20 protein-coding genes and 1 tRNA gene are annotated in these 23,782 nt (G+C 69.4%); 11 read left to right on the forward strand and 10 right to left on the reverse strand.

Annotated elements, in window-relative coordinates; translation table 11 throughout:
• Positions 1–10: 10 nt before the first annotated feature.
• Genes ACT9AS_RS02275 through ACT9AS_RS02285 form a run of 3 tightly spaced genes read right to left on the reverse strand, consistent with a single transcriptional unit; the run spans position 11 to position 3,032 of the window.
• On the reverse strand, positions 11–1,531 hold the full coding sequence (locus ACT9AS_RS02275; RefSeq protein WP_445098496.1) for a PH domain-containing protein: 1,521 nt from the start codon (positions 1,529–1,531) through the stop codon (positions 11–13).
• Complete coding sequence (locus ACT9AS_RS02280; protein ID WP_445098497.1) at positions 1,524–2,051, reverse strand: PH domain-containing protein; 528 nt, start codon at positions 2,049–2,051, stop codon at positions 1,524–1,526. The genes ACT9AS_RS02275 and ACT9AS_RS02280 overlap by 8 nt, the downstream gene beginning before the upstream one ends.
• A gap of 39 nt (positions 2,052–2,090) precedes the next feature.
• Complete coding sequence (locus ACT9AS_RS02285) at positions 2,091–3,032, reverse strand: lauroyl acyltransferase (protein ID WP_445098498.1); 942 nt, start codon at positions 3,030–3,032, stop codon at positions 2,091–2,093.
• A gap of 44 nt (positions 3,033–3,076) precedes the next feature.
• On the opposite strand from ACT9AS_RS02285, the gene dtd reads away from it, so the two are divergent.
• The 4 genes from dtd (at position 3,077) to ACT9AS_RS02305 (ending at position 6,429) form a co-directional block, all read left to right on the forward strand.
• Positions 3,077–3,517, forward strand: a complete 441-nt coding sequence (dtd, locus tag ACT9AS_RS02290; RefSeq protein WP_445098499.1) for a D-aminoacyl-tRNA deacylase — start codon at positions 3,077–3,079, stop codon at positions 3,515–3,517.
• 103 nt (positions 3,518–3,620) lie between these two features.
• Complete coding sequence (gene rpoD, locus ACT9AS_RS02295; protein ID WP_445098500.1) at positions 3,621–5,516, forward strand: RNA polymerase sigma factor RpoD; 1,896 nt, start codon at positions 3,621–3,623, stop codon at positions 5,514–5,516.
• 83 nt (positions 5,517–5,599) lie between these two features.
• Positions 5,600–5,672: transfer RNA gene (locus ACT9AS_RS02300), tRNA-Ile, on the forward strand.
• A 52-nt stretch (positions 5,673–5,724) separates the two neighbouring features.
• The gene (locus ACT9AS_RS02305; protein ID WP_445098501.1) at positions 5,725–6,429 is read left to right on the forward strand and encodes an alpha/beta hydrolase; all 705 of its coding nucleotides are present in this window, start codon (positions 5,725–5,727) and stop codon (positions 6,427–6,429) included.
• Between the two features lie 14 nt (positions 6,430–6,443).
• Here the strand turns inward: ACT9AS_RS02305 and ACT9AS_RS02310 are convergent, their stop codons facing one another.
• The 3 genes from ACT9AS_RS02310 to ACT9AS_RS02320 form a co-directional block, all read right to left on the reverse strand.
• Positions 6,444–7,460, reverse strand: a complete 1,017-nt coding sequence (locus tag ACT9AS_RS02310; protein WP_445098502.1) for a cupin-like domain-containing protein — start codon at positions 7,458–7,460, stop codon at positions 6,444–6,446.
• Complete coding sequence (locus ACT9AS_RS02315) at positions 7,444–8,166, reverse strand: SapC family protein (protein ID WP_445098503.1); 723 nt, start codon at positions 8,164–8,166, stop codon at positions 7,444–7,446. The genes ACT9AS_RS02310 and ACT9AS_RS02315 overlap by 17 nt, the downstream gene beginning before the upstream one ends.
• 85 nt (positions 8,167–8,251) lie before the next feature.
• Positions 8,252–11,323: a TonB-dependent receptor gene (locus ACT9AS_RS02320; protein WP_445098504.1), complete on the reverse strand. Its 3,072-nt coding sequence runs from the start codon at positions 11,321–11,323 to the stop codon at positions 8,252–8,254.
• 113 nt (positions 11,324–11,436) lie between these two features.
• Here ACT9AS_RS02320 and ACT9AS_RS02325 point away from each other — a divergent pair, with 113 nt between their 5' ends.
• Together ACT9AS_RS02325 and ACT9AS_RS02330 are read left to right on the forward strand one after the other, a co-directional pair.
• The gene (locus ACT9AS_RS02325) at positions 11,437–12,288 is read left to right on the forward strand and encodes a polysaccharide deacetylase family protein (protein ID WP_445098505.1); all 852 of its coding nucleotides are present in this window, start codon (positions 11,437–11,439) and stop codon (positions 12,286–12,288) included.
• Between the two features lie 50 nt (positions 12,289–12,338).
• A complete protein-coding gene (locus tag ACT9AS_RS02330) occupies positions 12,339–13,655 on the forward strand; it encodes a glucose/galactose MFS transporter (RefSeq protein ID WP_445098506.1) in 1,317 nt (438 codons plus the stop codon).
• A gap of 10 nt (positions 13,656–13,665) precedes the next feature.
• Here the strand turns inward: ACT9AS_RS02330 and ACT9AS_RS02335 are convergent, their stop codons facing one another.
• On the reverse strand, positions 13,666–14,691 hold the full coding sequence (locus ACT9AS_RS02335; RefSeq protein ID WP_445098507.1) for a substrate-binding domain-containing protein: 1,026 nt from the start codon (positions 14,689–14,691) through the stop codon (positions 13,666–13,668).
• Positions 14,692–14,959: 268 nt separating this feature from the next.
• Between ACT9AS_RS02335 and ACT9AS_RS02340 the strand changes: the two genes are divergently transcribed.
• The 3 genes from ACT9AS_RS02340 to hemC all read left to right on the forward strand — a co-directional run bounded on the left by ACT9AS_RS02340 (position 14,960) and on the right by hemC (position 19,651).
• Positions 14,960–17,548 (forward strand): glycoside hydrolase family 3 N-terminal domain-containing protein, encoded by a 2,589-nt coding sequence (locus ACT9AS_RS02340; RefSeq protein ID WP_445098508.1) that lies wholly within the window; start codon positions 14,960–14,962, stop codon positions 17,546–17,548.
• Positions 17,549–17,674: 126 nt separating this feature from the next.
• Positions 17,675–18,403, forward strand: coding sequence for a response regulator (locus ACT9AS_RS02345; RefSeq protein ID WP_445098509.1), 729 nt, complete (start codon positions 17,675–17,677; stop codon positions 18,401–18,403).
• Between the two features lie 342 nt (positions 18,404–18,745).
• The gene (gene hemC / locus ACT9AS_RS02350) at positions 18,746–19,651 is read left to right on the forward strand and encodes a hydroxymethylbilane synthase (protein WP_445098510.1); all 906 of its coding nucleotides are present in this window, start codon (positions 18,746–18,748) and stop codon (positions 19,649–19,651) included.
• 234 nt (positions 19,652–19,885) lie between these two features.
• On the opposite strand, the gene ACT9AS_RS02355 is transcribed toward hemC, so the two are convergent.
• From ACT9AS_RS02355 to ACT9AS_RS02365, 3 genes are all read right to left on the reverse strand, one after another.
• Positions 19,886–20,545 carry a DUF481 domain-containing protein gene (locus tag ACT9AS_RS02355; RefSeq protein ID WP_445098511.1) on the reverse strand — a complete coding sequence of 220 codons (660 nt, stop codon included), beginning with the start codon at positions 20,543–20,545 and terminating at the stop codon, positions 19,886–19,888.
• 72 nt (positions 20,546–20,617) lie between these two features.
• Positions 20,618–21,358: a DUF481 domain-containing protein gene (locus tag ACT9AS_RS02360; RefSeq protein ID WP_445098512.1), complete on the reverse strand. Its 741-nt coding sequence runs from the start codon at positions 21,356–21,358 to the stop codon at positions 20,618–20,620.
• Between the two features lie 105 nt (positions 21,359–21,463).
• Positions 21,464–21,685: a hypothetical protein gene (locus ACT9AS_RS02365; protein WP_445098513.1), complete on the reverse strand. Its 222-nt coding sequence runs from the start codon at positions 21,683–21,685 to the stop codon at positions 21,464–21,466.
• A 99-nt stretch (positions 21,686–21,784) separates the two neighbouring features.
• Here ACT9AS_RS02365 and ACT9AS_RS02370 point away from each other — a divergent pair, with 99 nt between their 5' ends.
• Positions 21,785–22,762 (forward strand): WYL domain-containing protein, encoded by a 978-nt coding sequence (locus ACT9AS_RS02370; RefSeq protein ID WP_445098514.1) that lies wholly within the window; start codon positions 21,785–21,787, stop codon positions 22,760–22,762.
• A complete protein-coding gene (locus ACT9AS_RS02375) occupies positions 22,762–23,685 on the forward strand; it encodes a patatin-like phospholipase family protein (protein WP_445098515.1) in 924 nt (307 codons plus the stop codon). Before ACT9AS_RS02370 ends, ACT9AS_RS02375 begins: the two co-directional genes overlap by 1 nt.
• Positions 23,686–23,782 lie beyond the last annotated feature (97 nt).

Genomic DNA, 23,782 nt, shown 5'->3' on the forward strand with positions numbered 1-23,782 from the left:
AACCGCCTCGTCACCAGCGCAACGGCCGCCGCGCCACCTCCCGCGACAACGTCGCGTACAGCGCCTGCGCCTCGGCCAGCGGCAGGAACCGCACCCGCAGCGGCGGCGACATCGCCCCGGCGCCGGCGGTGTCCAGCCACACCGTGGCGGTGCCGCAGCGGCGGTCGATCGGGTTGCGGGTCAGTTGCAGCGCCTGCAGCTTGTCGATCTCGGCGAAGCGCCAGTGGCGATTGATCCAGCCCTCGCGCACCGCGACCAGCTCGTCGCCCAGTGCCCATGCCGCGCGGGCGGCACGCCGCCGTGCCTTGAAGGCCGACCACGGCAGCCACGCAAGCACCAGTACGCCCCAGGGTGCGCCGTTCCAGGCCAGCAACGCCGCGAGCCCCAGGGCCCAGGGCAGCGAGGGCAGCCACAGCCGCCACCACGCGGACAGCGGCAGCGGACGCCAGTCCAGCCCCGCCCAGTCGGCGCGCGGCAGCAGGTGGGCGATCAGCGATCCGCATTGGTCGGGCGTCGCGATCGGCGCGATTTCACGCAACGCGCGCTGCTGGTTCTGTTGCTCGCCGACCGCGCTGTCGACCTCCAGCGACTGCCGCCGGAGCCAGCGGTGCAACAGCCCTTCATGCAGGGTCCAGGCCTGGATGCGTCGACGCGAGGCACTGGTGCGCCAGCGCGCCAGCAGCCCGCGTTCGATCGTCAGCCGGCGGCCGTGCTCGCTGAGCCGGAAGCCGTGGTACTGCAGCATCGCCAGCACGATCGACAGCAGCCGCATCAACAGCACCGCCAGCAGCGCCAGGCTGATCGCCGCGGCGGCGTATTCGGCGACGCCGAAGTGGCGCTCGCCGGCCCAGCCGAACAGCGCCTTGCCCCAGTGCTCGAACAGGTTGGGGATCAGCTCGCGATTGAACTGGGAGACGCCACCGAATGCCGCCGCGACGAGGATCAGTCCGCGGTTGGACACCAGTCCGAGCCGCAGCACTTCGCCCGGCGACAGCGCCAGCAAGGTGTCGGACCCCGCCCCCACGCCCGCCATCGCGGCGCCACCAACCGCGCGGCCGCGTTGCCGCACCAGCGTCTCCAGCGCCAGCGCGTCCTCCAGCTTGAGCACGCGCATCTCGGCCTCGGGCTTCTTGCCGCCGGCCGATTCCAGCCGCACCTCGGCGACCCCGAACACGCGGTGCAGCATCGACTGCTGCAGGGCGACGTTGTGGATGCGCGCGAACGGGATCACCCGCAGGCTGCGTTCGAGCAGGCCGCTGCGCACCACCAGCGCGTCGCCGGCCACGCCGTAGCGGTAGGTGAAGTACTGCCACAGCGAGACCAGCGCGAGCACGCCGACGCCGATCAGTGGCCACAGCTCGTTGCGGTCGCCCTGGCCGAACACCAGCAGTGCCAGCAGCGGCAGGATGAACTGCCGTAGCTGGGCCAGCAACACGAACAGCCACGACATCGGGTGCAGGCGGCGCTCGGCGTCGGCGGCGCTGGCGGTCTGCACGGCCGGCGCCGGCGGGTGTGGCCGGGCCTCAGTCATCGTCGTCGTGGTCGATCTGGCGGCCGAGGCGGTCGCGCAGGCGCTCGGCATCGGTGGCGTCGAGGTTGGGCACGGTCACCGCGCCGTGGCGGGTGCCGGCGGTATGCACGATGAGTGTCGCCAGTGCGCGTCCGCGTTGCAGTGGGCCGTGCTTGAGGTCGAGATGCTGGACCCGGCTCGCCGGCACCCGGGTCTCGCGCTGCCACAGCCGGCCGCGGCGCACCGCCAGGCCGTCGTCATCGAGGCGCCAGAAGGTGTGGCGGTACTGCTTGAGGCCCAGCCACAGTCCGAACGCGGCGCCGAGCAGCAATCCAGACGCGGCGGTCGCGACCATCCCGGCTGTCGACGGATCCATCGCCAATGCGCAGACCACGCCGGCGCCGAGGCCGGCCGCGCTTGCCAGCGGCATCGTGCCGATCAGGAACAGGTTGCGCGACCGCGGCGGCAGCGGTTGCCACGCCGACGGGTCGAACGGCTCGGTTGGTTCGACCGGATGGGCTGCCGGAACCGGGTTGTCCACTGCGTTTCCCCTGCTGTTGGTGACGCAACCGTACCGGCATCAACGGCGATAGCAGCTCGGCCAGTACGGGTTGTCCTCGCCTCGTCCCGAGGGGCGCAGCGAGAAGCGCTTGTAGGTCCATTGATACTGCGACGGGTCGCGCCGGGCAACGCGTTCGATCGCCGCGTTGAGTGCGGCCACGCTGGTCCGCGGGTCGGGGTCGGCGACCTCGTCCGGCGTCGGCGCGACATGCAGTGCGTACGCCGGACCGCCGCCGTCGCCACCCTCGATCCGCTCGCACCAGGCCACCAGCACCGCCGCCCCGCTGCGCGCGGCCAGGCGCCCGACCAGGGTCATGGTCAGCGCCTCGACCCCGAAGAACGGGCCGAATTCGCCGTCGCCGCGCTTGGGCTGCTGGTCGGGCAGGATGCCGACCACGCCGCCCGCGGCCAGCCGCTTGAACAGCTGGCGCACCCCGGACGCCCCCTCGGCGCGGACCTGGGTCACCCGCGCGGCGTTGTCGTCGCTGGCGCGGACCCGCTGCAGGAACGCCTCGCCGACCTTCGATTCCGGCGGCGCGTAAAGGATCGCCAGCGGCGTGCGCGCGGCCAGCCACTGGTTCAGCAGCTCCCAGTTGCCGTGGTGCGGGGCGACGATGATCACGCCCTTGCCGGCCGCGATCGCGTCGTCGAGCAGTCCGGTGCCGTGCTGCTCGCGGATCAGCGCGAGGTTCTCCGCATGCGGCCGGGTCCACAGCCGCAGGGTGCCGAGCAACTGCCGCGCGGTGCTGCGAAGGATCGACTGCAGCATCTGCTCGCGCTGTCCCGGCAACAGCTCGGGGTAGGCCAGTTCGAGGTTGCAGCGCACCACCCGCGCCTCGCGGCTGTCGCGCCGCAGCGAGCGCGCCGCCAGCACGTCGGCCAGCCGCATCAGCCAGCGCCACGGCAGTCGCCCGAGCAGGGCGGCGAGGGCATACAGCAGGCGGGCGGCAACGTCGGTCATCGGCCGCAGTGTAGCCGGCCCCCGCGCGCCGTTATCCTGTGTCGATGCTCGCCCTGATCCAGCGCGTCACCCAGGCCTCCGTCCGCATCGACGACGACACCGTCGGCGCGATCGGCCCCGGCCTGCTCGCGCTGGTCGGGATCGAGCCCGGCGACGGCGACGTCCAGGTCGCGCGGATGGCGCAGCGCCTGCTCGGCTACCGCGTGTTCGCCGACGAGGCCGGCCGCATGAACCTCGGCCTGGCCGATACCGGCGGTGGCCTGCTGCTGGTCAGCCAGTTCACCCTCGCTGCCGACACCTCCAGCGGCATGCGCCCCGGCTTCAGCACCGCCGCCGCACCCGCCGCGGCTGAACCGCTGTTCAACCAATTGCTGCGAACCTGCCGCGAAAAGCACGCCCCGGGGGTGGAAACCGGGCGTTTCGGTGCCCATATGGTGATCAACCTGGTCAACGACGGCCCGGTCACCTTCCTTCTACGGGCCTGAGTGCCCGGCCAGCCCCTGTAACCACGCCGTTTCGGGCGTCCGGGCAGGCGGGCTGGTATAATAGACGGTTCATTTCTCCCCAATTACGTGGTGGCGCAGCCGTATGGCCAACGAACGTCAGGCCCCCCAGTCCGACATCAAATCGCTGATCAGCAAGGGTCTGGAGCAGGGCTACCTGACCTATGCCGAAGTCAACGATCACCTCCCGAACGACATTGTCGATCCGGAGCAGATCGAGGACATCATCGGCATGATCAACGGCATGGGCATCGAGGTGCACGAGGTTGCGCCGGATGCCGAGACGCTGCTGCTCGCCGATGGCGGCTCCAACCGCGAGGTCGATGACTCGACCGCCGAGGAAGCCGCCGCCGCGCTGACCGGCATCGACGCCGAGGGTGGCCGCACCACCGACCCGGTGCGCATGTACATGCGCGAGATGGGCACGGTCGAACTGCTGACCCGCGAGGGCGAGATCGCGATCGCCAAGCGCATCGAGGAGGGCCTGAACCAGGTCCAGGCCTCGATCGCGCTGTTCCCGGGCACGATCGAATTGATCCTGCAGGACTACGAACTGCACAAGGCCGGCAAGAAGCGCCTGGCCGAGCTGCTGGTCGGCTTCCTCGACATGCTCGACGAGCCGCCGCCGGCGCCGGCCCCGGCCGCCGAAAAGGATGACAAGAACGACAAGAACGGCAAGGACGCGAAGGGCAAGGACGACGACGACAGCGACGACGATTCCGACGACGACGATGACGACGATTCCAGCGCCGACGAGGGCCCGACCGGTCCCGACCCGCTGATCGTCACCGAGCGCTTCGAGAACCTGACCTCGCTGTACGCCAAGTTCGAGAAGGCCTACGCCAAGCACGGCCCAAGCCACAAGTCGGTGGTCAAGCTGCGCGAGGAGATGGCCGAGATCTTCGTCACCCTCAAGCTGCCGCTGCCGCTGACCGACACGCTGGTGCGCAACATGCGCGACACCGTGGCCGAGCTCAAGCGCCACGAGCGCCGCATCCTCGAGCTGGCCACCCGCGTCGCCAAGATGCCGCGCAAGGACTTCATCCGCTCGTGGGACGGCAACCAGGCCAACCTGGAGTGGGTCGACGAGCTGCTGAAGCGCAAGCAGAAGTGGGCCTCGGGCCTGCGTGACGTCAAGGACCTGATCATCGCCGAGCAGCAGGCGTCGATCGCCACCGAGCAGGCGATGCGCATCACCCTGGGCGACCTCAAGGAGATGAGCCGCACCATGGCCTACGGCGAGACCAAGGCGCGCAAGGCCAAGCGCGAGATGGTCGAGGCCAACCTGCGCCTGGTGATCTCGATCGCCAAGAAGTACACCAATCGCGGCCTGCAGTTCCTCGACCTGATCCAGGAAGGCAACATCGGCCTGATGAAGGCGGTCGACAAGTTCGAGTACCGCCGTGGTTACAAGTTCTCGACGTATGCGACGTGGTGGATCCGCCAGGCGATCACCCGGTCCATTGCCGACCAGGCGCGCACCATCCGCATCCCGGTGCACATGATCGAGACGATCAACAAGCTCAACCGCATCAGCCGCCAGATGCTGCAGCAGTACGGCCGCGAGGCGACGCCGGAAGAGTTGGCGAAAGAGATGGACATGCCCGAGGACAAGATCCGCAAGGTCATGAAGATCGCCAAGGAACCGATCTCGATGGAGACCCCGATCGGCGACGACGAGGACAGCCACCTGGGCGACTTCATCGAGGACACCAACGTGATGTCCCCGGTCGACGCGACCACCGACATCAACCTGTCGGAGACCGTCCGCGACGTGCTCGCCGGGCTCACCCCGCGGGAAGCCAAGGTGCTGCGCATGCGCTTCGGCATCGACATGAACACCGACCACACCCTCGAGGAAGTCGGCAAGCAGTTCGACGTCACCCGCGAGCGGATCCGCCAGATAGAGGCCAAGGCGCTGCGAAAGCTGCGTCACCCGAGCCGCTCGGAGCAGCTGCGCAGCTTCCTCGATATCGAGTGAGTTGATTCGCCAGTCGCGACATTCGAAGCCCCGCCCAGTGCGGGGCTTCGTCGTTTGCGGGCTACAATCGCACTCCGCTCTGCGGGCCTATAGCTCAATGGTTAGAGCAGCGAACTCATAATTCGTCGGTTCCAGGTTCGAGTCCTGGTGGGCCCAGACCATACCGTCGCCGCTGGCCGCATCCGTCCACAGCGGCGACAATGACGCGATGAACGATACCGCGCAGTTCCTCGAAACCGTCGAACATGAAACCGGCCCGTCGCCGACCTGGACCGTCTTGTGGCTGCATGGCCTCGGCGCGGACGGCAACGACTTCGCGCCGATCGTGCCGGAACTGGTCCGCAAGGACTGGCCGGCGCTGCGCTTCGTGTTCCCGCATGCGCCGGTGCGGCCGGTGACGATCAACAACGGCATGTCGATGCGGGCGTGGTACGACATCGTCAGCCTCGATGCCGGGCGCATGGCCGACCGTGCCGACGAGGCCGGGGTCAACCAGTCGGTGGCGCAGGTCGAGGCGCTGATCGCTCGCGAGGGCGAGCGTGGAGTCGCGCCGGAGCGTGTGGTGCTTGCCGGATTCTCGCAGGGCGGCGCGGTTGCGCTGGCGGCGGGGTTGCGGCGTTCGCAGGCGTTGGCCGGGGTGGTCGCGTTGTCGACCTACCTGCCGTTGTCGACGGCGGTTCTGGCTGGCCTGGAGTCTTCGGTGCCGGCCGCGGCGCGCGGGCAGCCGGTGTTCATGGCCCACGGACAGTTCGATCCGGTGGTGCCGTTCGCCGCGGGCGAGGCTGGTGCGGCGCGGCTGCGTTCGCTGGGATTCGAGCTCGAGTGGCACGCCTATCCGATGGCCCACCAGGTCTGCGTCGAGCAGATCCGCGACCTCGGCGACTGGCTCGCCGCGCGCTTCGCCAAGGGCTAGGAAACGCTGCGCAGTCAGCGGTTGAGGCGTTGCAGCAACCGCGCGCGCAACGCCCGCGCGCCGGTCTCGTCCAGCGGTGCGAGCACGCGGCGCGCCGCTTCCGGGATGTGGTCGATGGTCGCTTCGCCGGGTTCGAACACGTAGTGGCGGAACATGTCCTGCCAGATCGCGCGCTGCTCCGGCGGCAGCTCGCGCACGGTCATGATCGCGAGCATCAGCGCGTTCATCGGCGTGTCCATCCACGCCGGGCTTTGCCGCCACCAGTAGTTGACCAGCACGTTGAACCCGTCCAGCGCCTCGATGTGGTGCCACCACATGCTCGGGATGAACACCGCGTCGCCCGGGCCGAGTTCGGCGACCTGCGCATGTCGCAGCGCCTCGGCGAACTTCGGGAAGCGCGCGAGGTCGGGCGCGGCGAAGTCGACCAGGCTGACCGCCTGGCCCGCGGGCGTGAAGTCGAGCGGCCCGATGTACAGGTTGGCGAGCTGGTCGGGCGGGAACAGCGTGAAGCGGCGACGGCCCGCCGCAACGCAGGCGAGATTGTCGGGCAGGTCCTGGTGCGCGGGGATCCGCGAGCGGTTGCCGATCCAGATACTGGCCAGCGCGTCGTGGTCGCCCAGGTCAAGGTCGTTCTCGGCGCGCAGTCCGGGCAGGTAGGTGTCGAGGGTGGTGGCGCCGAGGTAGATCGTCGGCGCGTCGTCGTCGTGCAGGTATTTCAGCAGGGTCTTCAGCGCGACCGCGAGGGGGATCCGCTCGTGGCGGAAGTTGAAGCCCTGCAGGTCGTCGTCGTAGAAGATGCGACCCTTGGCATCCGGTGGCGCGACCGTCGCCACCGCCGGCATCGCGGCACCATCGAACCGTTGCAGGTAGGCGACCGCATCCTCCGCCGAAGCGCGCGCGGCCCGCACCAGTGGCCATGCCTCGACCAGGCCGTGAAGGACCACCGGCGTGGTGGAATGCAGGACGTCGTCCGGCAAAGCGCGTGGATCGACGCCGGCGAGTTCCCGGATCGGGTTATCGACCGCCGGCATGCGCGCGGTTCATCCGCTCGATCAGGATGCGAAGGTTCGAAAGCGAGGCGACGGCCATGTAGGCCGCCTCCAGGTGGCCGTCGCGCGACAGCTGCGCGAGCGCATCGCCATCGAGCGCGCGCAGTCGTTCCTCGGCGATGGTGTGCAGGCCGGCGAGGCGGAGTTGCGAGCCGTCGTCGAGCCTGACGTCCAGTGCGAACGGCTCCAGCAACTCGTGGCGCACAAGCGCATCGATGAATGCCGCCGTACCCCGCATTCCCTCGTACAAAGCCAGCAGCACCGAGTTCATGCGGTCGAGGAAGTCGGTGGTGCCGCCATGTTCGCGGAACAGCGGCTCGCCGGTCGTGGTGCCGACGCGCGGACTGTCGAGGTCGATGTGCATCAGCAGGCCGCCGTCCCCCGACGTGCCGATCAGGAACGGCTCGCGCTCAACCGCGAGCGGCAGGCAGGTCGCGTCCCAATGCCCGCCGTCGTCGCCCGTCAGGAACAGGTTCTCGCCCTCGCGCAGGCCGAACAGCGCGATCGGCTGGAAGCCACCGTCGCCGGTCGCGCGGAACACGATCGGGTAGTGCGCCTGCACGTTGCGGAACTCGGCCGGGAACGTCACCGAGGACATCCCCCGGTCGTCGCCGAAGCGTGCGCCGCGGCGCGGATCGACGCGCAGGTCGCGGTGGTCGATGTTGTTCAGCAGTACCGCATTCACCACGTACCGGTCTCCGTCGGCGGCGGGCGCCCCCGCGGCGGGACGGCCCGCCGCGGAAGACCCCAGTATCGCGCAGCCGCGCCGGTGATCAGAACTTGTAGCGGAACCCGAACATGTAGCGCGGCCCGGTCTGGGTGGCGTAGAACACTTCCCGGTCGTGGCGGCCGTGTGAACGCGTGGTCTCGTCGGTGAGGTTGATCGCCTCGGCCTGCAGCGACAGCTGCTCGGTCACCTGGTAGCCGACGCTCAGGTCGAACTGGCCGTAGGCATCGACGTAGACCGGGTTGGGACGCCAGCTGTCGAACGTCGAGGACAGGAACTCGTCGCGCCAGTTGTACGCCGCGCGGACCTGCCACCGCCCGTTGTCGTAGAAGCCGATCAGGTTGGCCGAGTCGCTCAGGCCGACCAGGGCGAACTGGTCGCCGAGGTTGTAGTCGTCGTAGGTCAGGTCCGAATCGACGATGGTGTAGTTGGCCGATACGCCGAAGCCGCTGCTGCCGAACATGTGCTGGACGTTGAGCTCCCAGCCGTCGATCTGCGAAGACTCCTTGTTCACCGGCACGTTGACGCGGAACAACGCCAGCGGGTCGCCCGGCTGGCCGGCGATGGTGCCGGTCGGCTGGCCATTTGGATCGGTGCCGGTCACGACCACGCCCGGCGTACCGGCGTAGTTGTCGAAGATGTAGCCGCGCACGCAGCCGCGGAAATCGACCGAACCCTCGACGCAGCCGCCGTTCGCGATCGCCTCCAGGAAGTAGGCGCCGCCGACCGGCGTGGTCAGGCCGGGATGGATCTCGCGCTGCGCGGTGCCGATGTAGTTGTCGATGTCCTTGCGGAAATAGCCCACCGACAGGTAGCTGGCGTCGTCGTAGTACCACTCGAACGAGAGGTCGAAGTTCTTCGACTCCAGCGGCTTGAGGCCGGGGTCGCCCTGCGAACCGGTGCCGCCCTCGTAGCCGGCGAACTGGTCGATGGTCTGGCCACCCTGGATGTGGTTCCACTGCGGGCGGCCGATGCTGTGGCCGTAGCTGCCGCGCAGGATCATGCTGTCGGTGAGTTCCCACCCCAGGTCGATGCTGGGCAGCCAGTAGTCGTACTTGCCGCGCAGGGTGGTGAAGTCGTCGGGCCCGAACTGCACCGTGAACTCGTTGTTGCCGGCCCAGACCAGTCCGGTCGGGATCGGCACCAGCGCGCTGGAGGTCACCTCGGTTTCCTCGTAGCGCACGCCGACGGCCACGTTGAGCGGCATGTCCATGCCGAAGGTGTCGCTCCACTGCGCGAACGCGCTCTTCGACTTCTCCGTGGTGCGGCGATCGGTGCTGAAGTTCGGCGGCGGCAGGTAGGACGCCTCGTCGCCGCCACGCGCCGCGATCGCGGCCTCGCGCAGGGCCTCGAAGTCGAACAGGAAGAACTGGCCGAACGCGCCGCCGCTGCCCCCGAACTGGTCGAAGTAGCCGCTGATGTCGTCGGGGATCCAAAGATCATCGGCATAGTCCGCCGCGCCGTTGCCGAAGCCGCCCCAGTCGTCGCGCTGGGTGAAGTTGTAGGCCGTGCGGTTCCGCACCTCGGTGGACGACACGCCGAAATCCAGGCGCGAATAGTCGGCGAAGTCGAAGCTGCCGCGCACCTGCGCCTGTTCGACCTCCGACTTCATGTAGCTGTTGCGGAAGGAGGAGCCGGTCACCATCATCTGGTCGGCGCCGACCGACGACATGCCCGGCGGCAGCAGCACCGACAGCACCGGGAAGTCGCCGCTGAAGTCCACGTTGGTGACGCCGCGCGCGAAGGCGGCGGTGCCGATCACGTTGTTGGAGCCGTACGGGCTGTCCGCGCCCGACTCCGCGCTGGAGCTGTGGTAGTCGAACTCCAGGTCGAGCGCGTCGGTCACTTCCCAGGCCACGTTGAAGCCCAGCGACTTGTTCTCGTTGCGCGTCGCGTTGTACGAGCCGGCCATCGCCAGGTCGCCCCAGCGCGGTTCGAAGCCTGCCGGGCAGACGTTGGCGGCATCGCTCGCGGTCCACTGTTCGGTCGCCGGGTTGAAGCAGCCCGCGTACTCGGTGTAGCTGGTCGGCGCCGCGATCGGACCGTCGGTCCACGAGGTTTCCGAGGCCGCCTGGTTGAACCAGGTGGACAGCTCGTGCCGCTGCGCCTGGATCTTGTTCTCGGAGTAGGTGTAGTCGAGCGTCGTGGTGACCCGGTCCGTCGGCGCCCACTGCAGGGTGACCTGCCCGTTGGAGCGCTGCCGCTGCACGCCGTTGACCGCGTAGATCAGGTTCTGCGGGATCGAGTAGATGTCGCCGGGGCCGGGCGCGTTGGTCGCATTGGCGGCCGGCTCCGCGTTCGCCAGCGGACCCTCTCCGCCCGGGAAGGCGTACCAGCCACCACCCACCGCCGCTTCGTTGTAGCCGAAGTCGCGCTCCTGGTAGCTGCCGCTCAGGGCGATGCCGAATCTGCCGTCGGCGGAGGTGTTGCTGAAGATGCCGGATACCTCGCCGGTGAGGTCGTCGCCCTGCAGCGAATCCGGCAGGTTGCCGGCGCTGGTGTCGTGGACGCCCTTGACGCCGATGTTGGCGAGGAAGCCGGGATTGTCGAGCGGGCGCGCGGTCTTGATGTTGATCGTCGCGCCGATGCCGCCGGTGGGCGTCTCCGCGCGGCTGGTCTTGTAGACCTCGACCGCGGAGATCGACTCGGAGGCGAGGTTGGCGAAATCGAACGCGCGCGAGTTGGAGGCGTTGGTCGCCTCGATGCTCGATGCCGGCATCTGGCGGCCGTTGAGCAGCACCAGGTTGAAGTCGGGGCCGACGCCACGCACGGTGACCTTCGAGCCCTCGCCCATCGAGCGGTCGATCGACACGCCGCTGATGCGCTGCAGCGATTCGGCCAGGTTGGTGTCGGGGAACTTGCCGATGTCCTCGGCGACGATGCCGTCGACCACGCCCTGCGAATCGCGCTTGAGGTTCATCGACGAGGTCAGGCTGCTGCGGATGCCGGTCACCACCACCCGGTCGAGGGTCTGGGCGTCGGCTTCGGCCTGCGCGGTCGTAGTTTCCTGGTCGTCCGGCTCGCCGGTCGCGACCTGCGCCGATACGACCGGCGCCAGCGCCAGCAGCAGCGCGGCGCTCAGCAGGCGGCGCTTTGGTACGAAATGCACACGCTTCATCGAAATTCCCTCCCCGGACCTTCACGAAATTGGTGTCGAGACGCATGGAACGCCCAATTGACAGCGTTGTCAACTCCGGTAACGTCAGGGCAGTTCCGCAAAAAGGGCGCGCGATGAAAGCCATCGGTCCAATGTCGATGCTGCTGTTTGCGACGGTGCTGGCCGCGCCATTCGCCACGGCCGGCGAGCGCGAACCGTTCCATTGGCCCGGTGGCCAACGCGCCGCCGTCAGCCTCGCCTACGATGACGCGCTGGATTCGCAGCTGGACAACGCGATCCCCGCGCTGGAGCGCCACGGGTTCCGGGCCAGCTTCTACCTGCCGCTTTCAGCCGACACGCTGCGCACGCGCCTGCCCGAATGGCGCGCCGCCGCCGCGCGCGGGCACGAACTCGGCAACCACACCCTGTTCCACCAGTGTTCGGGGTCGGGTGAGGGGCGCGACTGGGTCGAGCCACGGCGCGATCTCGACACCACGACGGCCGCACAAATGGCGGACCAGGTGCGGCTGGCCAACGCCATGCTCGGCGCGATCGACGGCCGCTCCGCGCGCACGCTGGCGGTGCCGTGCGGGGATGCCGTGGCCGACGGCGCGGACTACGTCGAGCTGGTCGAGCGGGAGTTCGTGGCGATCAGGCTCGGCCATGGCGCGGTCGTCGAAGACATGGCGATGCTGGATCCGTATGCGGTCAGTGTCGACACGCCGGCGGATGTGACCGGCGCCCAACTGATCGCCATCGTCGAGGACGCCGCGCGCCAAGACACGATGGCCAACCTCACGTTCCACGGTGTCGGCGGCGATTACCTGGCCGTCTCCAACGAGGCCCACGAGGCGTTGCTGGACCACCTTGCGCGCCACCCCGACATGTACTGGGTCGCCCCCTTCATCGAGATCATGCAGTACGTCAGGCGACGGAACGGCATCGATGACAGCGCTGGACAGCGGGACCTGAAGCAGGTTCCATAGGACGATCGCGGACACACGATGCCTGCGCCCACGCGGACCGGAGCAACCCGATGGAACTCGCCACGCCCCAGATTGCAACCGCCGCCGGGTCGCCCCGGCAGACCCACCGCCTGGCCCTGGCGGTGGTCACCTCGATCTTCTTCATGTGGGGCTTCCTCACCTGCCTCAACGACATCCTGATCCCGCACCTGAAGGCGCAGTTCGAGTTGAGCTGGGTGCAAGCGATGCTGATCCAGTTCACCTTCTTCGGCGCGTATTTCCTGATGTCGTTGCCGGCCGGGCGGCTGGTCGCGGCGCTGGGCTACAAGAAGGGCATCGTCGCCGGGCTGGCGATTGCCGGCCTGGGCGCGCTGATGTTCTGGCCGGCCGCGGCCGTGCACAGCTATCCGGTGTTCCTCGCCGCGCTGTTCGTGCTCGCCACCGGCATCACCGTGCTGCAGGTCGCGGCCAATCCGTATGTCGCCCTGCTGGGGCCGGAGAAGACCAGCCACAGCCGGCTGACCCTGGCGCAGTCGATGAACTCGCTGGGCACCACCATCGCGCCGCTGTTCGGCGGGCTGCTGATCCTGTCGGCGGAACCCCGTAGCGCCGAGCAGCTGGCGGCGATGCCGGCGGCGGAAGCGCTGGCCTATCGCGCGGCCGAGGCGCAGGCGGTGCAGGGCCCGTACCTCGGGCTCGCGCTCACGTTGTTCGTGCTCGCCGCGGTGGTGATGGCGTTCCGCCTGCCGGCGATCGGCGGCGTCGAGGATGCCGCGCACGACCACCGCTACAGCATCGGCGACGCGCTGCGCCACAGGCACGTGCTGTTCGGCGTGCTGGCGATCTTCTTCTACGTCGGCGCCGAGGTGTCGGTCGGCAGCGTGCTGGTCAATTACCTGTCGATGCCGCACATCGGCCTGGGCCTGACCGAGCAGCAGGCCACGACCTACGTGTCGATGTACTGGGGTGGCGCGCTGGTCGGCCGGCTGGTCGGTGCGGCGCTGCTGACCAGCGTCGATCCGCGCAGGCTGCTGGGCGTGTTCGCGCTGGTCGCGGCCGCGCTGCTGGCGGTGACGATGGTGAGCACCGGCGAGCTGGCGAAGTGGAGCGTGGTGTCGATCGGCCTGTTCAACTCGATCATGTTCCCGACCATCTTCGCGCTCGGCATCGAGCGGCTCGGGCCGCTGACCAGCAAGGCCTCGAGCCTGCTGGTGATGGCGATCGTCGGCGGCGCGGTCATCCCGCTGGCGATGGGCTGGCTGGCCGACGGGTTCGGCCTGCAGATGGCGTTCCTGCTGCCGATGCTGTGCTACGGCTTCATCCTGTACTACGCGCTGCGCGGCTCGCGCGTGCGCGAGGCCGGGTTGGCGTCCACGGCCCCGGCGTAAACCGTCCGGCCTAGCTGCCGGTCGCGCCCGATGGGCGTGCCGGCCCGGTGGACTCGCGCAACAGCAGGGCATGGCGGACTTCGACCATGCGGCCGGCATCCCCGGCACGGATCCGCTCGAGCAACTGCAGCGTGGCTTCCGCGCCCATCTCCATGGTCGGCTGGCGCACCGTGGTCAGCGCCGGGAAGATGTGGCGCGAGATCGGCGTGTCGTCGAAGCCGCACACCGACAGGTCGCGTGGCACGTGCAGGCCGCGCTCGCCGGCGACCCGGATCACGCCGGCGGCCATGTCGTCGTTGGCGGCGAAGATCGCGGTGGGCGGGTCGTCCAGGTCGAGCAGCCGGTTGGCGGCGCGCACCCCCGACTCGAACACGAACTCGCCGCGCACCACCAGCGCCGGGTCGTAGCTGATCCCGGCCTGTTCCAGCGCCTCGCGATAACCATCGTGGCGCCATTCCCAGGCGCCGTGGTCGCGGTGTCCCTCGATGTGCCCGATGCGCCGGTGCCCGAGTGACACCAGGTGCGCCATCAGGTCGCGCACCGCGGCGCGCTCGTCCATGGTCACGCCGATCCGGTCGGCGAGCGAATGCGGCGAGATGCACGCGAACGGCACCCCGTGTTCCTGCAGGTAGCCCAGCACCACCGGGTCGTCGGTCAGCGGCGGGATCAGCACCACGCCGTCGGGACCGAAATGCTCGAACACGCCGCGGATGCCCGCCGTCGCCCCCGGCGCACTGGCATCGACCGGGGCCAGCACCAGGTTGTAGTGGTGCGAGTAGCACGCGTCGAGCACGCCGGCCTGGATTTCCATCAGGTAGTTGCGCGACGGATTGTCGTAGACCAGGGCGATCGCATACGAACGCTGGCCGGCCAGGCTGCGCGCGGACGGGTTGGGCTTGTACTGCAGCTTCTCGACCGTTTCCAGCACGCGCTGGCGGGTCGCCTCGCGCACGTTGGGCTCGCTGTTGAGCACGCGCGAGACGGTCTTCATCGACACCCCGGCGGCGGCGGCCACGTCTTCGATCCTGATGCGCATGTCGCTCCTCACCGTGCGCCGGGCGACGCCGGGCGGGCGACAGGCGTCGGGGCGTGCGCAATGGAACTGCGGGTATTCATCCTTTCCTCGCGGAGCACGGGCTGGCGCGGCCGGCAATTGAACCACCGCGCTTTGACATATACATTGGGCGCCGGTATGACAACGCTGTCAACCCGGTTGCGGCGATGGTGCGCGCAGCCCCCTATCTTGCCCCGGCCACGATCGCGCATGGCGCGCTGGCCCGCACGGAAGAAATCGAGGAGTCGCCATGAAGCTGCATCCATACGTCCTGTCCGCCAGCCTGCTGGCGACGCTCGCGCTGTACGGCTGCGACGACCGTGCAGCCGGTGACGCCGCGTCCACCGCGCCGGGCGCGCAATCGGCGACGGCGAAGCCGCTGGCCGACTGGCCGCACGTCGATAGCGCAATCAAGTCCGATCCGGCGCTGGAAACACGCGTGCGCGAGATCGTGGCCGGCATGACCCTGGCGCAGAAAGTCGGCCAGATGACCCAGGCCGAGATCAAGTCGATCACGCCGGCGGAAGTGCGCGAGTACTACATCGGCTCGGTGCTCAACGGCGGCGGCTCGTGGCCGGGCCAGGACAAGCACGCCAGCGTCGCCGACTGGGTGGCGGTGGCCGACGGGTTCCATGATGCGTCGATGGCGGTCGACGCCAAGGTGCCGGTGCCGATCATGTGGGGCACCGATGCGATGCACGGCCACAGCAACGTGTACCGGGCGACCATCTTTCCGCACAACATCGGCCTGGGCGCGGCGCACGACGCGGAGCTGGTCGGCCGCATCGCCACGATGACCGGCCGGGCGGTGCGCGCGACCGGCATCGACTGGCTGTTCGCGCCGGCGGTGCCGGTGGTGCTGGACACGCGCTGGGGCCGCAGCTACGAAAGCTGGTCGCAGGACCCGGCGCTGGTGCGCGAGTACGCCGCCAGCTACACCCAGGCCCTGCAGGGTGGCTTCGCCGACGACGCCAACGCGATCGCCAGCGTCAAGCACTTCATCGGCGATGGCGGCACGGAGCACGGCAAGGACCAGGGCGTGACCCGGGCGACCCTCGGCGAGCTGATCAACATCCACGGAGCCGGTTATTACGGCGCGCTCGGCGCCGGCGCGCAGACCGTGATGGCGTCGTACAACAGCTGGGTCGACACCGGCAGCGGCGAGGACCACGGCAAGATGCACGGCGCCAAGGTCCTGCTGACCGGCGCGTTGAAGGAGAAGATGGGCTTCGACGGTTTCGTCGTCTCCGACTACAACGGCATCGGCCAGCTTCCCGGTTGCAGCAACGCGAGCTGCGCCGACGCGATCAACGCCGGCATCGACATGGTGATGGTGCCCGACGACTGGAAGGCCTTCATCGCCAACACCATCGAACAGGTCGAGGCCGGCGACATCCCGATGGCGCGCATCGACGATGCGGTCAGCCGGATCCTGCGGGTCAAGTTGCGCGCCGGCCTGTTCGACGGAAAGAAGCCGTCGCAGCACGCCGGCGCCGGCACGGTCGAGGCGATCCAGGACCGCGAACTGGCGCGCGAGGCAGTGCGCAAAACGCTGGTGCTGCTCAAGAACGAGGGCGGCGCGCTGCCGCTGTCCCGCAACGCCAGGGTGCTGGTGGTCGGCAAGAGCGCCGACAGCATCCCCAACCAGACCGGCGGCTGGTCGCTGACCTGGCAGGGTACCGACAACACCAACGCCGACTTCCCGGATGCCGACAGCATCCTCGACGGCTTGAACGAAGCCCTCGGCGCGGCCAGCGTGACCTTCAGTGAAACCGCCGAGGGCGTGGATGTCGCCGGCTTCGACGCGGTGGTCGCCGTCATCGGCGAGACGCCCTACGCCGAGACCAACGGTGACATCGTCGCGTCCGACACGGTGACCCACAGCCGCCGCCATCCGGAGGACCTCGCGGTGCTGCAGGCCGTGGCCGGCAAGGGCGTGCCGGTGGTGACGGTGTTCCTGTCCGGGCGACCGCTGTACACCAACGACCTGATCAACCTGTCCGATGCCTTCGTCGCCGCGTGGCTTCCCGGCACCGAGGGCAAGGGCGTCACCGACGTACTGGTGGCCGGCGCCGACGGCAAGCCGGCGTACGACTTCGGCGCCACGCTGTCGTTCGCGTGGCCGGCGGTTGCCTGCCCCGGACCGCGCGCGCTGGGACCCGATGGCGCCGCGCCGCAGTTCGCGCTCGGCTATGGGCTGTCCTATGCCAAGGGCGGCACCGTGGCGACGCTGCCGCTGGACGAGGCGACGCAATGCGGCGAGGCGACCGCGCTGCCGGTCTTCAACAACGCCGACGTGGCGCCGTACACCCTGACGATGGGTGCCGGCGCGCAGGAGCAGGCGGTCGGCGCCGACCTCAACGCGACCATCGAGTGGCCGCGCGACGCGCCGGCGCTCCGCGTGCGCACGGTGCAGGTCAACACCCAGCAGGACGCCAAGGAAGTGACCTGGCTGGCACCCGCGCGGCTGTTCTCGCGCAGCGCGGCGCGCAACAACTTCAATGCCTTTGCGCTGAACGACGGCGCGCTGCAGTTCGACGTCGCGCTGGTCCACGCACCGGCCGACCCGGTGGTGCTGTCGATGACCTGCGGGCCGGACTGCGGCGGTTCGATCGACCTGGCGCCGGTGTTCGCCGGGTTGGAGCCTGGTGAGAAACACACGGTCAAGGTGCCGCTGGCATGCTTCGCCGGGCGCGGCGCCAACCTGGGCGCGACCGACGTGCCGTTCCAGGTCGAGGCCGATGTGCCGTTCGCCGCGTCGTTCACCCGCGTCCGGGTGGTGGCGGGAGCCGGCGACGACGAGGATGCGCTTGCCTGCGGGAAGACCGGCGCCGGTTGACCTGCGGCGGAGTCCGAATCCGTGACCCGCGGCGCGCGACCCCGTCGTCCGGGCGCGCGGGTCCGCGCTAAGATCGGGGGCGCCGGCCGCGCCCGTCGCGCGGCTGCACGGACAGGGGGCTGGTCGATGAAGGTGGTCATCGCCGACGACGAACCATTGGCAAGGGAGCGCCTGCGCGGCCTGCTGCGCGAGGCGGAGGGCATCGAGGTGGTGGCCGAGGCCGCCGACGGCACCGAGGCGCTGCACGCCTGTGCCGAACACGCGCCGGACCTGGTGCTGCTGGATATCGCGATGCCGGGCATCGACGGGCTGGAGGCCGCGCGCCACCTGGCCGCGTTCGAGCCGCGCCCGGCGGTGGTGTTCTGCACCGCCTACGACGCCCACGCACTGTCCGCGTTCGAGGCCGAGGCGATCGACTACCTGGTCAAGCCGGTGCGCGCCGAACGCCTGGCCGCGGCGCTGGATCGCGTGCGCACCTTTGCCGCCGGCCGCGAGCGCAGTGCCCGCGATGACGCCCCGGCCGTGCGCAGCCACCTGTGCGCGCGCCTGCGCGGCAGCCTGCGGCTGATTCCGCTGGACGACGTGCACTACCTGCAGGCCGAGGAGAAGTACGTCATCGTCCACCACGCCCATGGCGAGGACCTGATCGAAGAGTCGCTGAAGTCGCTGGAGGAGGAGTTCGGCCAGCGTTTCGTGCGGATCCACCGCAACTGCCTGGTCGCCCGCCACGAGATCACCGGCCTGCGCCGCAACCCCGACGGCCACACCCAGGCCGTGCTGCGCCACGCCCCCCAGCCGCTGGAAGTCAGCCGCCGCTGCGTAGCCGGCCTGCGCGAAACCCTGAAACACCTGTAACAGCCACTGTAGGAGCGACGTAAGTCGCGATTTCACCGCTGTCATGTGCCGCGTGCTGCGCGCGAAATCCCGCCACCGCAACCACTAGTTCCCGCAAACCGCGTCATCGACAAACGGCTACTGGGGAAATCGCGACTTACGTCGCTCCTACAGCCACGCCACCGACGCAGCCACGCCACGTACCACCCCCGCGCCACGGACGTAGCCAAGCCACGGACCACGCCGCGCCACCGACGTAGCCACGCCACGCACCACCCCGTGCCACGGTCGTAGCCATGCCAAGCACATCGCCGCGCCACCGCCATCGCCACGCACATCGCCACGCCCTGCGATAATCCCCGCATGACCACCCTGCGCATCGCCACCCGCAAGAGCCCGCTCGCCCTGTGGCAGAGCGAACACGTTGCCGACGCCCTGCGCGCCGCCCACCCGGGCCTCGCGGTCGAGCTGGTGCCGATGAGCACCCGCGGCGACGAGGTGCTGGACCGCTCGCTGGCCGCGATCGGCGGCAAGGGCCTGTTTCTCAAAGAACTCGAGTTGGCGATGCTGCGCGGCGAGGCCGACTGCGCGGTGCACTCGCTGAAGGACGTGCCGATGGAACTGGAGCCGGGTTTCGCGCTGCCGGCGATCCTGCGGCGCGCCGACTACGCCGATGCCTTCGTCAGCAACCGTTTCGACGACATCGACGCGCTGCCGCCGGGCGCGGTGGTCGGCACCTCCTCGCTGCGCCGCCAGGCCCAGTTGCGCGCGCGGCGCCCGGACCTGCAACTGCGCGACCTGCGCGGCAACGTCAACACCCGGCTGGCGCGGCTCGACGCCGGCGACTACGACGCCATCGTGCTGGCCTGCGCCGGCCTGCAGCGGCTCGGCCTGGACGCCCGCATCCGCTCGCGGCTGCAGGCGCCACAGTGGCTGCCGGCACCGGCGCAGGGTGCCATCGCGATCGAATGCCGCGACGACGATGCCGCCACCATCGCGCTGTGCGGCGCGCTGGACCACCCCGACACCCGCCGCTGCGTCGAGGCCGAGCGTGCGATGAACCGCACTCTGCATGGCAGCTGCCATGTGCCCGTAGCGGCGTTCGCGACGCTCGATGGCGAGCGGCTGCAACTGCATGGACTGGTCGGTTCGGCCGGGGACGGCCGCCTCGTCCGCGCGCAGGCCGAAGGCACGTCGGCCAACACGCTTGGCCGCGAAGTCGCCCAGGCCCTGCTGGCCGACGGCGCCGGCGAGTTGCTGGGCCTCTGACGCCTCCACCGGCCTGGCCCGACCCGACCCGCCGGCCCGATGTAGGAGCGACGTAAGTCGCGATTTCCTCGGCAATCGTCGGTCGATATACGCCCGGATGCGGGGAGTCGCGGATGGCGATGCCGGGAGTTCGCGCGCAGCAAGCAGGACGTGGCCGCGAGGAAATCGCGACTTACGTCGCTCCTACAAAACCGGGGTTCCCCGTAGGCGGGGTTCCCGCAACGCGCCCCCGCCTCAGAACCGCCGGCGCAACTGCAGCGACGACTCCGCCGACTCGCTGCCGCTGCGGCCGTACTCGTCGTGGCGGATGGTGAAGTCCGACTCCAGCGTCCACGCCGGCCACAGCGACACGTCGAGCCCGACCGACTGCTTGACGAACGTCGTGCCCTGGCCGGTCTCGAACTGGATGCGCTGGTTCCATTCGGCGCGCGGGCTGATCCGGTGGCCGATCTCGACCACGCCGCGCATCACCGGCCCGGGCATGTGGATGCCGTCGTCGCTCAGTGGCGCCAGCCGGTAGCCCGCGCCCAGTTGCACGCCGACCCGGGTCGGGCCGTTGCGCACCGCCTGCACCCGGTAGCGGCTGCCGATGCGCCAGTCGTTGGCGTAGCTGGCGGCGCTTTCACGCGGTCGCGCCGGGACATGCAGGCCGATCCACGGCGTGCTGCGCGGCAACGCCGGACTGCGCCGGCCGGGGGCCGCACTGATCAACGGCTCCGTCGGCGACCGCATCCGGCGCCACTCCTCGTCACCGCAGCGGGTCGAGTAGCAGAACAGCCGCAGCTGTGCCGGGTCGCTGCCGAGCGCGGCCAGGGTGGGGTCGGCGGGAAACGCCGGCGACGGCAATGTGACGAACGGAGCGGTCAGCAGGACCAGCCCCAGCAGGGCTGACATCGGTCCCTCCGGCAGCGGCTGGAACGCCGATTATGCCAAGGCCGCGTGGCAGGCGCAGGTCATGGGCGCCGCTCAGAAGCCGTAGCTGACGTTGACCGTGGTGAGGGTGTCGGTCCGGTGGATGCCCGGCAGCACGTCGGTGTTGTGGCGCACCTCGACGCCCGCCTTCAATGCCAGCGCGTCGCTCATCCTGACCTGCACGCCGGCCTCGTTGCGGGCGAAGGTGTTGTCGCGTCCGGCCTCGACCAGCAGGGTGTCGTAGACCGAGGTCGAGTCGTTGAAGCGGTGGCCGAAGTCCATCAGGCCGCGCACGACGCCACCGTTCTCGTGGACCCGCACGCCCTGCAGCTTGGACCAGCGGTAACCCGGGCCGATCTCGAAATCCAGGTGGGTGGCTTCGGTCTTGACCGCGTCGTGGCCGTAGCTGAAGGCGGCGGTCGACTGGTATTCGTAGGCGGCGAAGTGGTCGCGCTCGGTGCGTGCCGAGCCGGACAACCGGCTGCGCTCGCCGAGGCGAAGGCCGGTCTTGCCGAATGCCTCGTAACGATAGGCGCTGTCGATGTCGTCCTGCTGGCCATACTGGAAGGCGAGGCCGGCCTCGTGCTTCCAGCGCTCGTCCTCGCGGGCCAGGCTGAGCCTGCCAAGCAGGGTCTGGCTGTCGGTGTTGCCGCGCGACAACGCCAGGCCGAGTTCACCGTTGCCGCTCCAGTGGGTGCCTTCGGCGTCGGCATCGACGTCGGGAAGTTCGTTGGCGTGGAGGATGCCTGGCGCCATGACCGCGCCGATCGCGGTCGCCAGGAGGAACTTGCGCATGGACAACTCCGGCTGGGAACAAAAAGCGGCCGGATACTGACCGGCCGCCGGCGCATTGTCGATGCCGGGCAATGAACTTGTTCGGAATCCGCGCGATGCCTGCCGTCAGGGTTTGCGCGCGCCCTTGACCAGGACCAGCCCGATGGCGAACACCACCGCCGCGATCAGCACGCTCGGCAACAGTCCCATCAGCGCCGCGCCCATCGTTTCCGGATGGGCGGTCATGTCCATGCCGATCGGGTCGATGAAGCCGTAGCCCAGCATCACGATCAGCGCGAAGGCGATCGCGACGCAGAGGTAACCGGCGTACAGGCGCGTGCGTTTCATGGTGGTCTCCCGAATGACGACGCCCAGTATGCCGTCCTGCAGTGGCGGGGCCGCATCGCTCGGTGCCATGCTTGCGGTCGGACCCAGGAAACGCCGCCCATGGAACGCATCGAACGCATCCACGCCCTGCACCGCATCCTCACCGCCGCGCGCTATCCGGTGACGGTGCAGCGCCTGCAGGAAGAACTCGAGTGCTCGCGCGCGACGGTCTATCGCGACCTCGCCTACCTGCGCGACCAGTTGATGGCGCCGGTGATCGGCAACGGCGAGGCCGGCTTCCGCTACGACCCCGACGACAGCAGCCGCTTCGAACTGCCGGGCCTGTGGTTGAGCTCGGACGAACTGCACTCGCTGCTGGCCGCGCAACAGCTGATGCTGCGCAGCGGTGGCGGGGTGCTGTCGGATGCGCTGGCGCCGCTGCAGCAGCGCATCGAGAAGCTGCTCGACGACCACGCCGGTGGCCGCCGGGTGCCGGTCGAGCGCGTGCGGGTGATCCCGCACCGCACCCGCAAGCTCGACGAGACCGCGTTCCGCCACGTCGCCACCGCAGTGCTCGACCGCAGGCAGCTGGCGTTCGAATACCGCGCGCGCTCGACCGACCAGCACACCCGCCGCACGGTCTCGCCGCAGCGCCTGACCCATTACCGCGACAACTGGTACCTCGACGCCTGGGACCACGAGCGCGATGGCCTGCGCAGCTTCGCGGTCGACCGCATCAGCGCCGCGCGTCAGCTCGACGAGCCCGCCCGCGACGTGCCCGACGAGGAACTCGACCGCCAGCTCGCGTCGAGCTACGGGATCTTCTCCGGTACCCCGAAAGGCTGGGCCACGATCGTGTTCAGCGCCAAGGCTGCGCGCTGGGTCGCCGACGAGCACTGGCATTCACAGCAGCAGGGCCGGTTCCTGCCCGATGGCCGCTATGAACTGAAGCTGCCCTACAGCTCCGGTCGCGAGCTGCTGATGGATGTGCTGCATTACGGCAGCGACGCCGAGATCGTCGAGCCGCCGCCGTTGCGCGAGCAGGCACGCACGCTGCTGCAGCTGGCGATCTCCAACTACGAGCGCACCCCGGGATGATGGCCGGCGCGGACGCTCCGAGGATCGAGCGCGGCGAACCGGTCGCGCTGGTGCTGGGCGCCGGCGGTGCGCGCGGGCTGGCGCAGATCGGCGTGATCGACGCGTTGGTGGCACGCGGGCTGGAGATCGTCGCCGTTGCCGGTTCGTCCAGCGGCGCGCTGGTGGGTGGGTTGTTCGCGGCGGGGCAATTGCCGGTGTTCCGCGACTGGCTGCTGTCGATGAACCGCACCGACATGCTGCGCCTGCTGGACCCGGTGTTCGGCAAGCCGGCGCTGTTCGAGGGCACCCGGCTGATGGCGGCGCTGCGCGAGCGGACCGGCGACCTGCAAATCGAGGATTTGCCGATCGACTTCACCGCGGTCGCGGTCGACCTGATGCGCCAGCGCGAAGTCTGGCTGCGGCAGGGCGACCTGTGGGACGCGGTGCGCGGTTCCATCGCGATCCCCGGCGTGTTCACCCCGCATCGCGTCAACGGCCGCGAACTGGTCGACGGCGGCCTGCTCGCGCCGTTGCCGATCGCCGCCACCCGGCTGTCGGATGCGCATCGACTGATCGCGGTCGACATGAACAGCTGGCCGATGACGCCGCCCGGCGCCCCGGCCGATCCGGAAGCACCGGAACCGCGCAGCGGCGACGAGGCACCGGCGCACTCGCGGCTGCTGGACTGGATCGAGCACCGCTTCCATCGCGGCGGCGATGACGCGGACGCCTCGCCCCATTACGGTTTCACCGAACTCATGGCGCGCTCGCTCGACACCATGCAGGCCCAGATCGCCCGCGTGCAGCTCGCCCTGGATCCACCCGAACTGGTGATCCGGATCCCGCGCGACGCCTGCCAGTTCTACGAGTTCTGGCGTGCGAAGGAACTGATCGCGATCGGTCGCGCCGAGGCCGACAAGGCGCTGGACGAGGCCGGGTACTGACCACAGCCAACAGCCCGCCCCGGTGTAGGAGCGACGTAAGTCGCGATTTCACTGCTACCCGGGATCGCCGTGCGATCGCGACTTACCGGCGGCCACA

Source organism: Lysobacter sp. F60174L2 (genome assembly GCF_052547135.1).

Bases quoted from the DNA above. Each gene is read 5' to 3' on its own strand.
- ACT9AS_RS02275 (WP_445098496.1), bottom strand. From the start codon at position 1,531: ATGACTGAGGCCCGGCCACACCCGCCGGCGCCGGCCGTGCAGACCGCC.
- ACT9AS_RS02285 (WP_445098498.1), bottom strand. From the start codon at position 3,032: ATGACCGACGTTGCCGCCCGCCTGCTGTATGCCCTCGCCGCCCTGCTC.
- dtd (WP_445098499.1), top strand. From the start codon at position 3,077: ATGCTCGCCCTGATCCAGCGCGTCACCCAGGCCTCCGTCCGCATCGAC.
- rpoD (WP_445098500.1), top strand. From the start codon at position 3,621: ATGGCCAACGAACGTCAGGCCCCCCAGTCCGACATCAAATCGCTGATC.
- ACT9AS_RS02305 (WP_445098501.1), top strand. From the start codon at position 5,725: ATGAACGATACCGCGCAGTTCCTCGAAACCGTCGAACATGAAACCGGC.
- ACT9AS_RS02310 (WP_445098502.1), bottom strand. From the start codon at position 7,460: ATGCCGGCGGTCGATAACCCGATCCGGGAACTCGCCGGCGTCGATCCA.
- ACT9AS_RS02320 (WP_445098504.1), bottom strand. From the start codon at position 11,323: ATGAAGCGTGTGCATTTCGTACCAAAGCGCCGCCTGCTGAGCGCCGCG.
- ACT9AS_RS02325 (WP_445098505.1), top strand. From the start codon at position 11,437: ATGAAAGCCATCGGTCCAATGTCGATGCTGCTGTTTGCGACGGTGCTG.
- ACT9AS_RS02330 (WP_445098506.1), top strand. From the start codon at position 12,339: ATGGAACTCGCCACGCCCCAGATTGCAACCGCCGCCGGGTCGCCCCGG.
- ACT9AS_RS02335 (WP_445098507.1), bottom strand. From the start codon at position 14,691: ATGCGCATCAGGATCGAAGACGTGGCCGCCGCCGCCGGGGTGTCGATG.
- ACT9AS_RS02340 (WP_445098508.1), top strand. From the start codon at position 14,960: ATGAAGCTGCATCCATACGTCCTGTCCGCCAGCCTGCTGGCGACGCTC.
- ACT9AS_RS02345 (WP_445098509.1), top strand. From the start codon at position 17,675: ATGAAGGTGGTCATCGCCGACGACGAACCATTGGCAAGGGAGCGCCTG.
- hemC (WP_445098510.1), top strand. From the start codon at position 18,746: ATGACCACCCTGCGCATCGCCACCCGCAAGAGCCCGCTCGCCCTGTGG.
- ACT9AS_RS02355 (WP_445098511.1), bottom strand. From the start codon at position 20,545: ATGTCAGCCCTGCTGGGGCTGGTCCTGCTGACCGCTCCGTTCGTCACA.
- ACT9AS_RS02360 (WP_445098512.1), bottom strand. From the start codon at position 21,358: ATGCGCAAGTTCCTCCTGGCGACCGCGATCGGCGCGGTCATGGCGCCA.
- ACT9AS_RS02365 (WP_445098513.1), bottom strand. From the start codon at position 21,685: ATGAAACGCACGCGCCTGTACGCCGGTTACCTCTGCGTCGCGATCGCC.
- ACT9AS_RS02370 (WP_445098514.1), top strand. From the start codon at position 21,785: ATGGAACGCATCGAACGCATCCACGCCCTGCACCGCATCCTCACCGCC.
- ACT9AS_RS02375 (WP_445098515.1), top strand. From the start codon at position 22,762: ATGGCCGGCGCGGACGCTCCGAGGATCGAGCGCGGCGAACCGGTCGCG.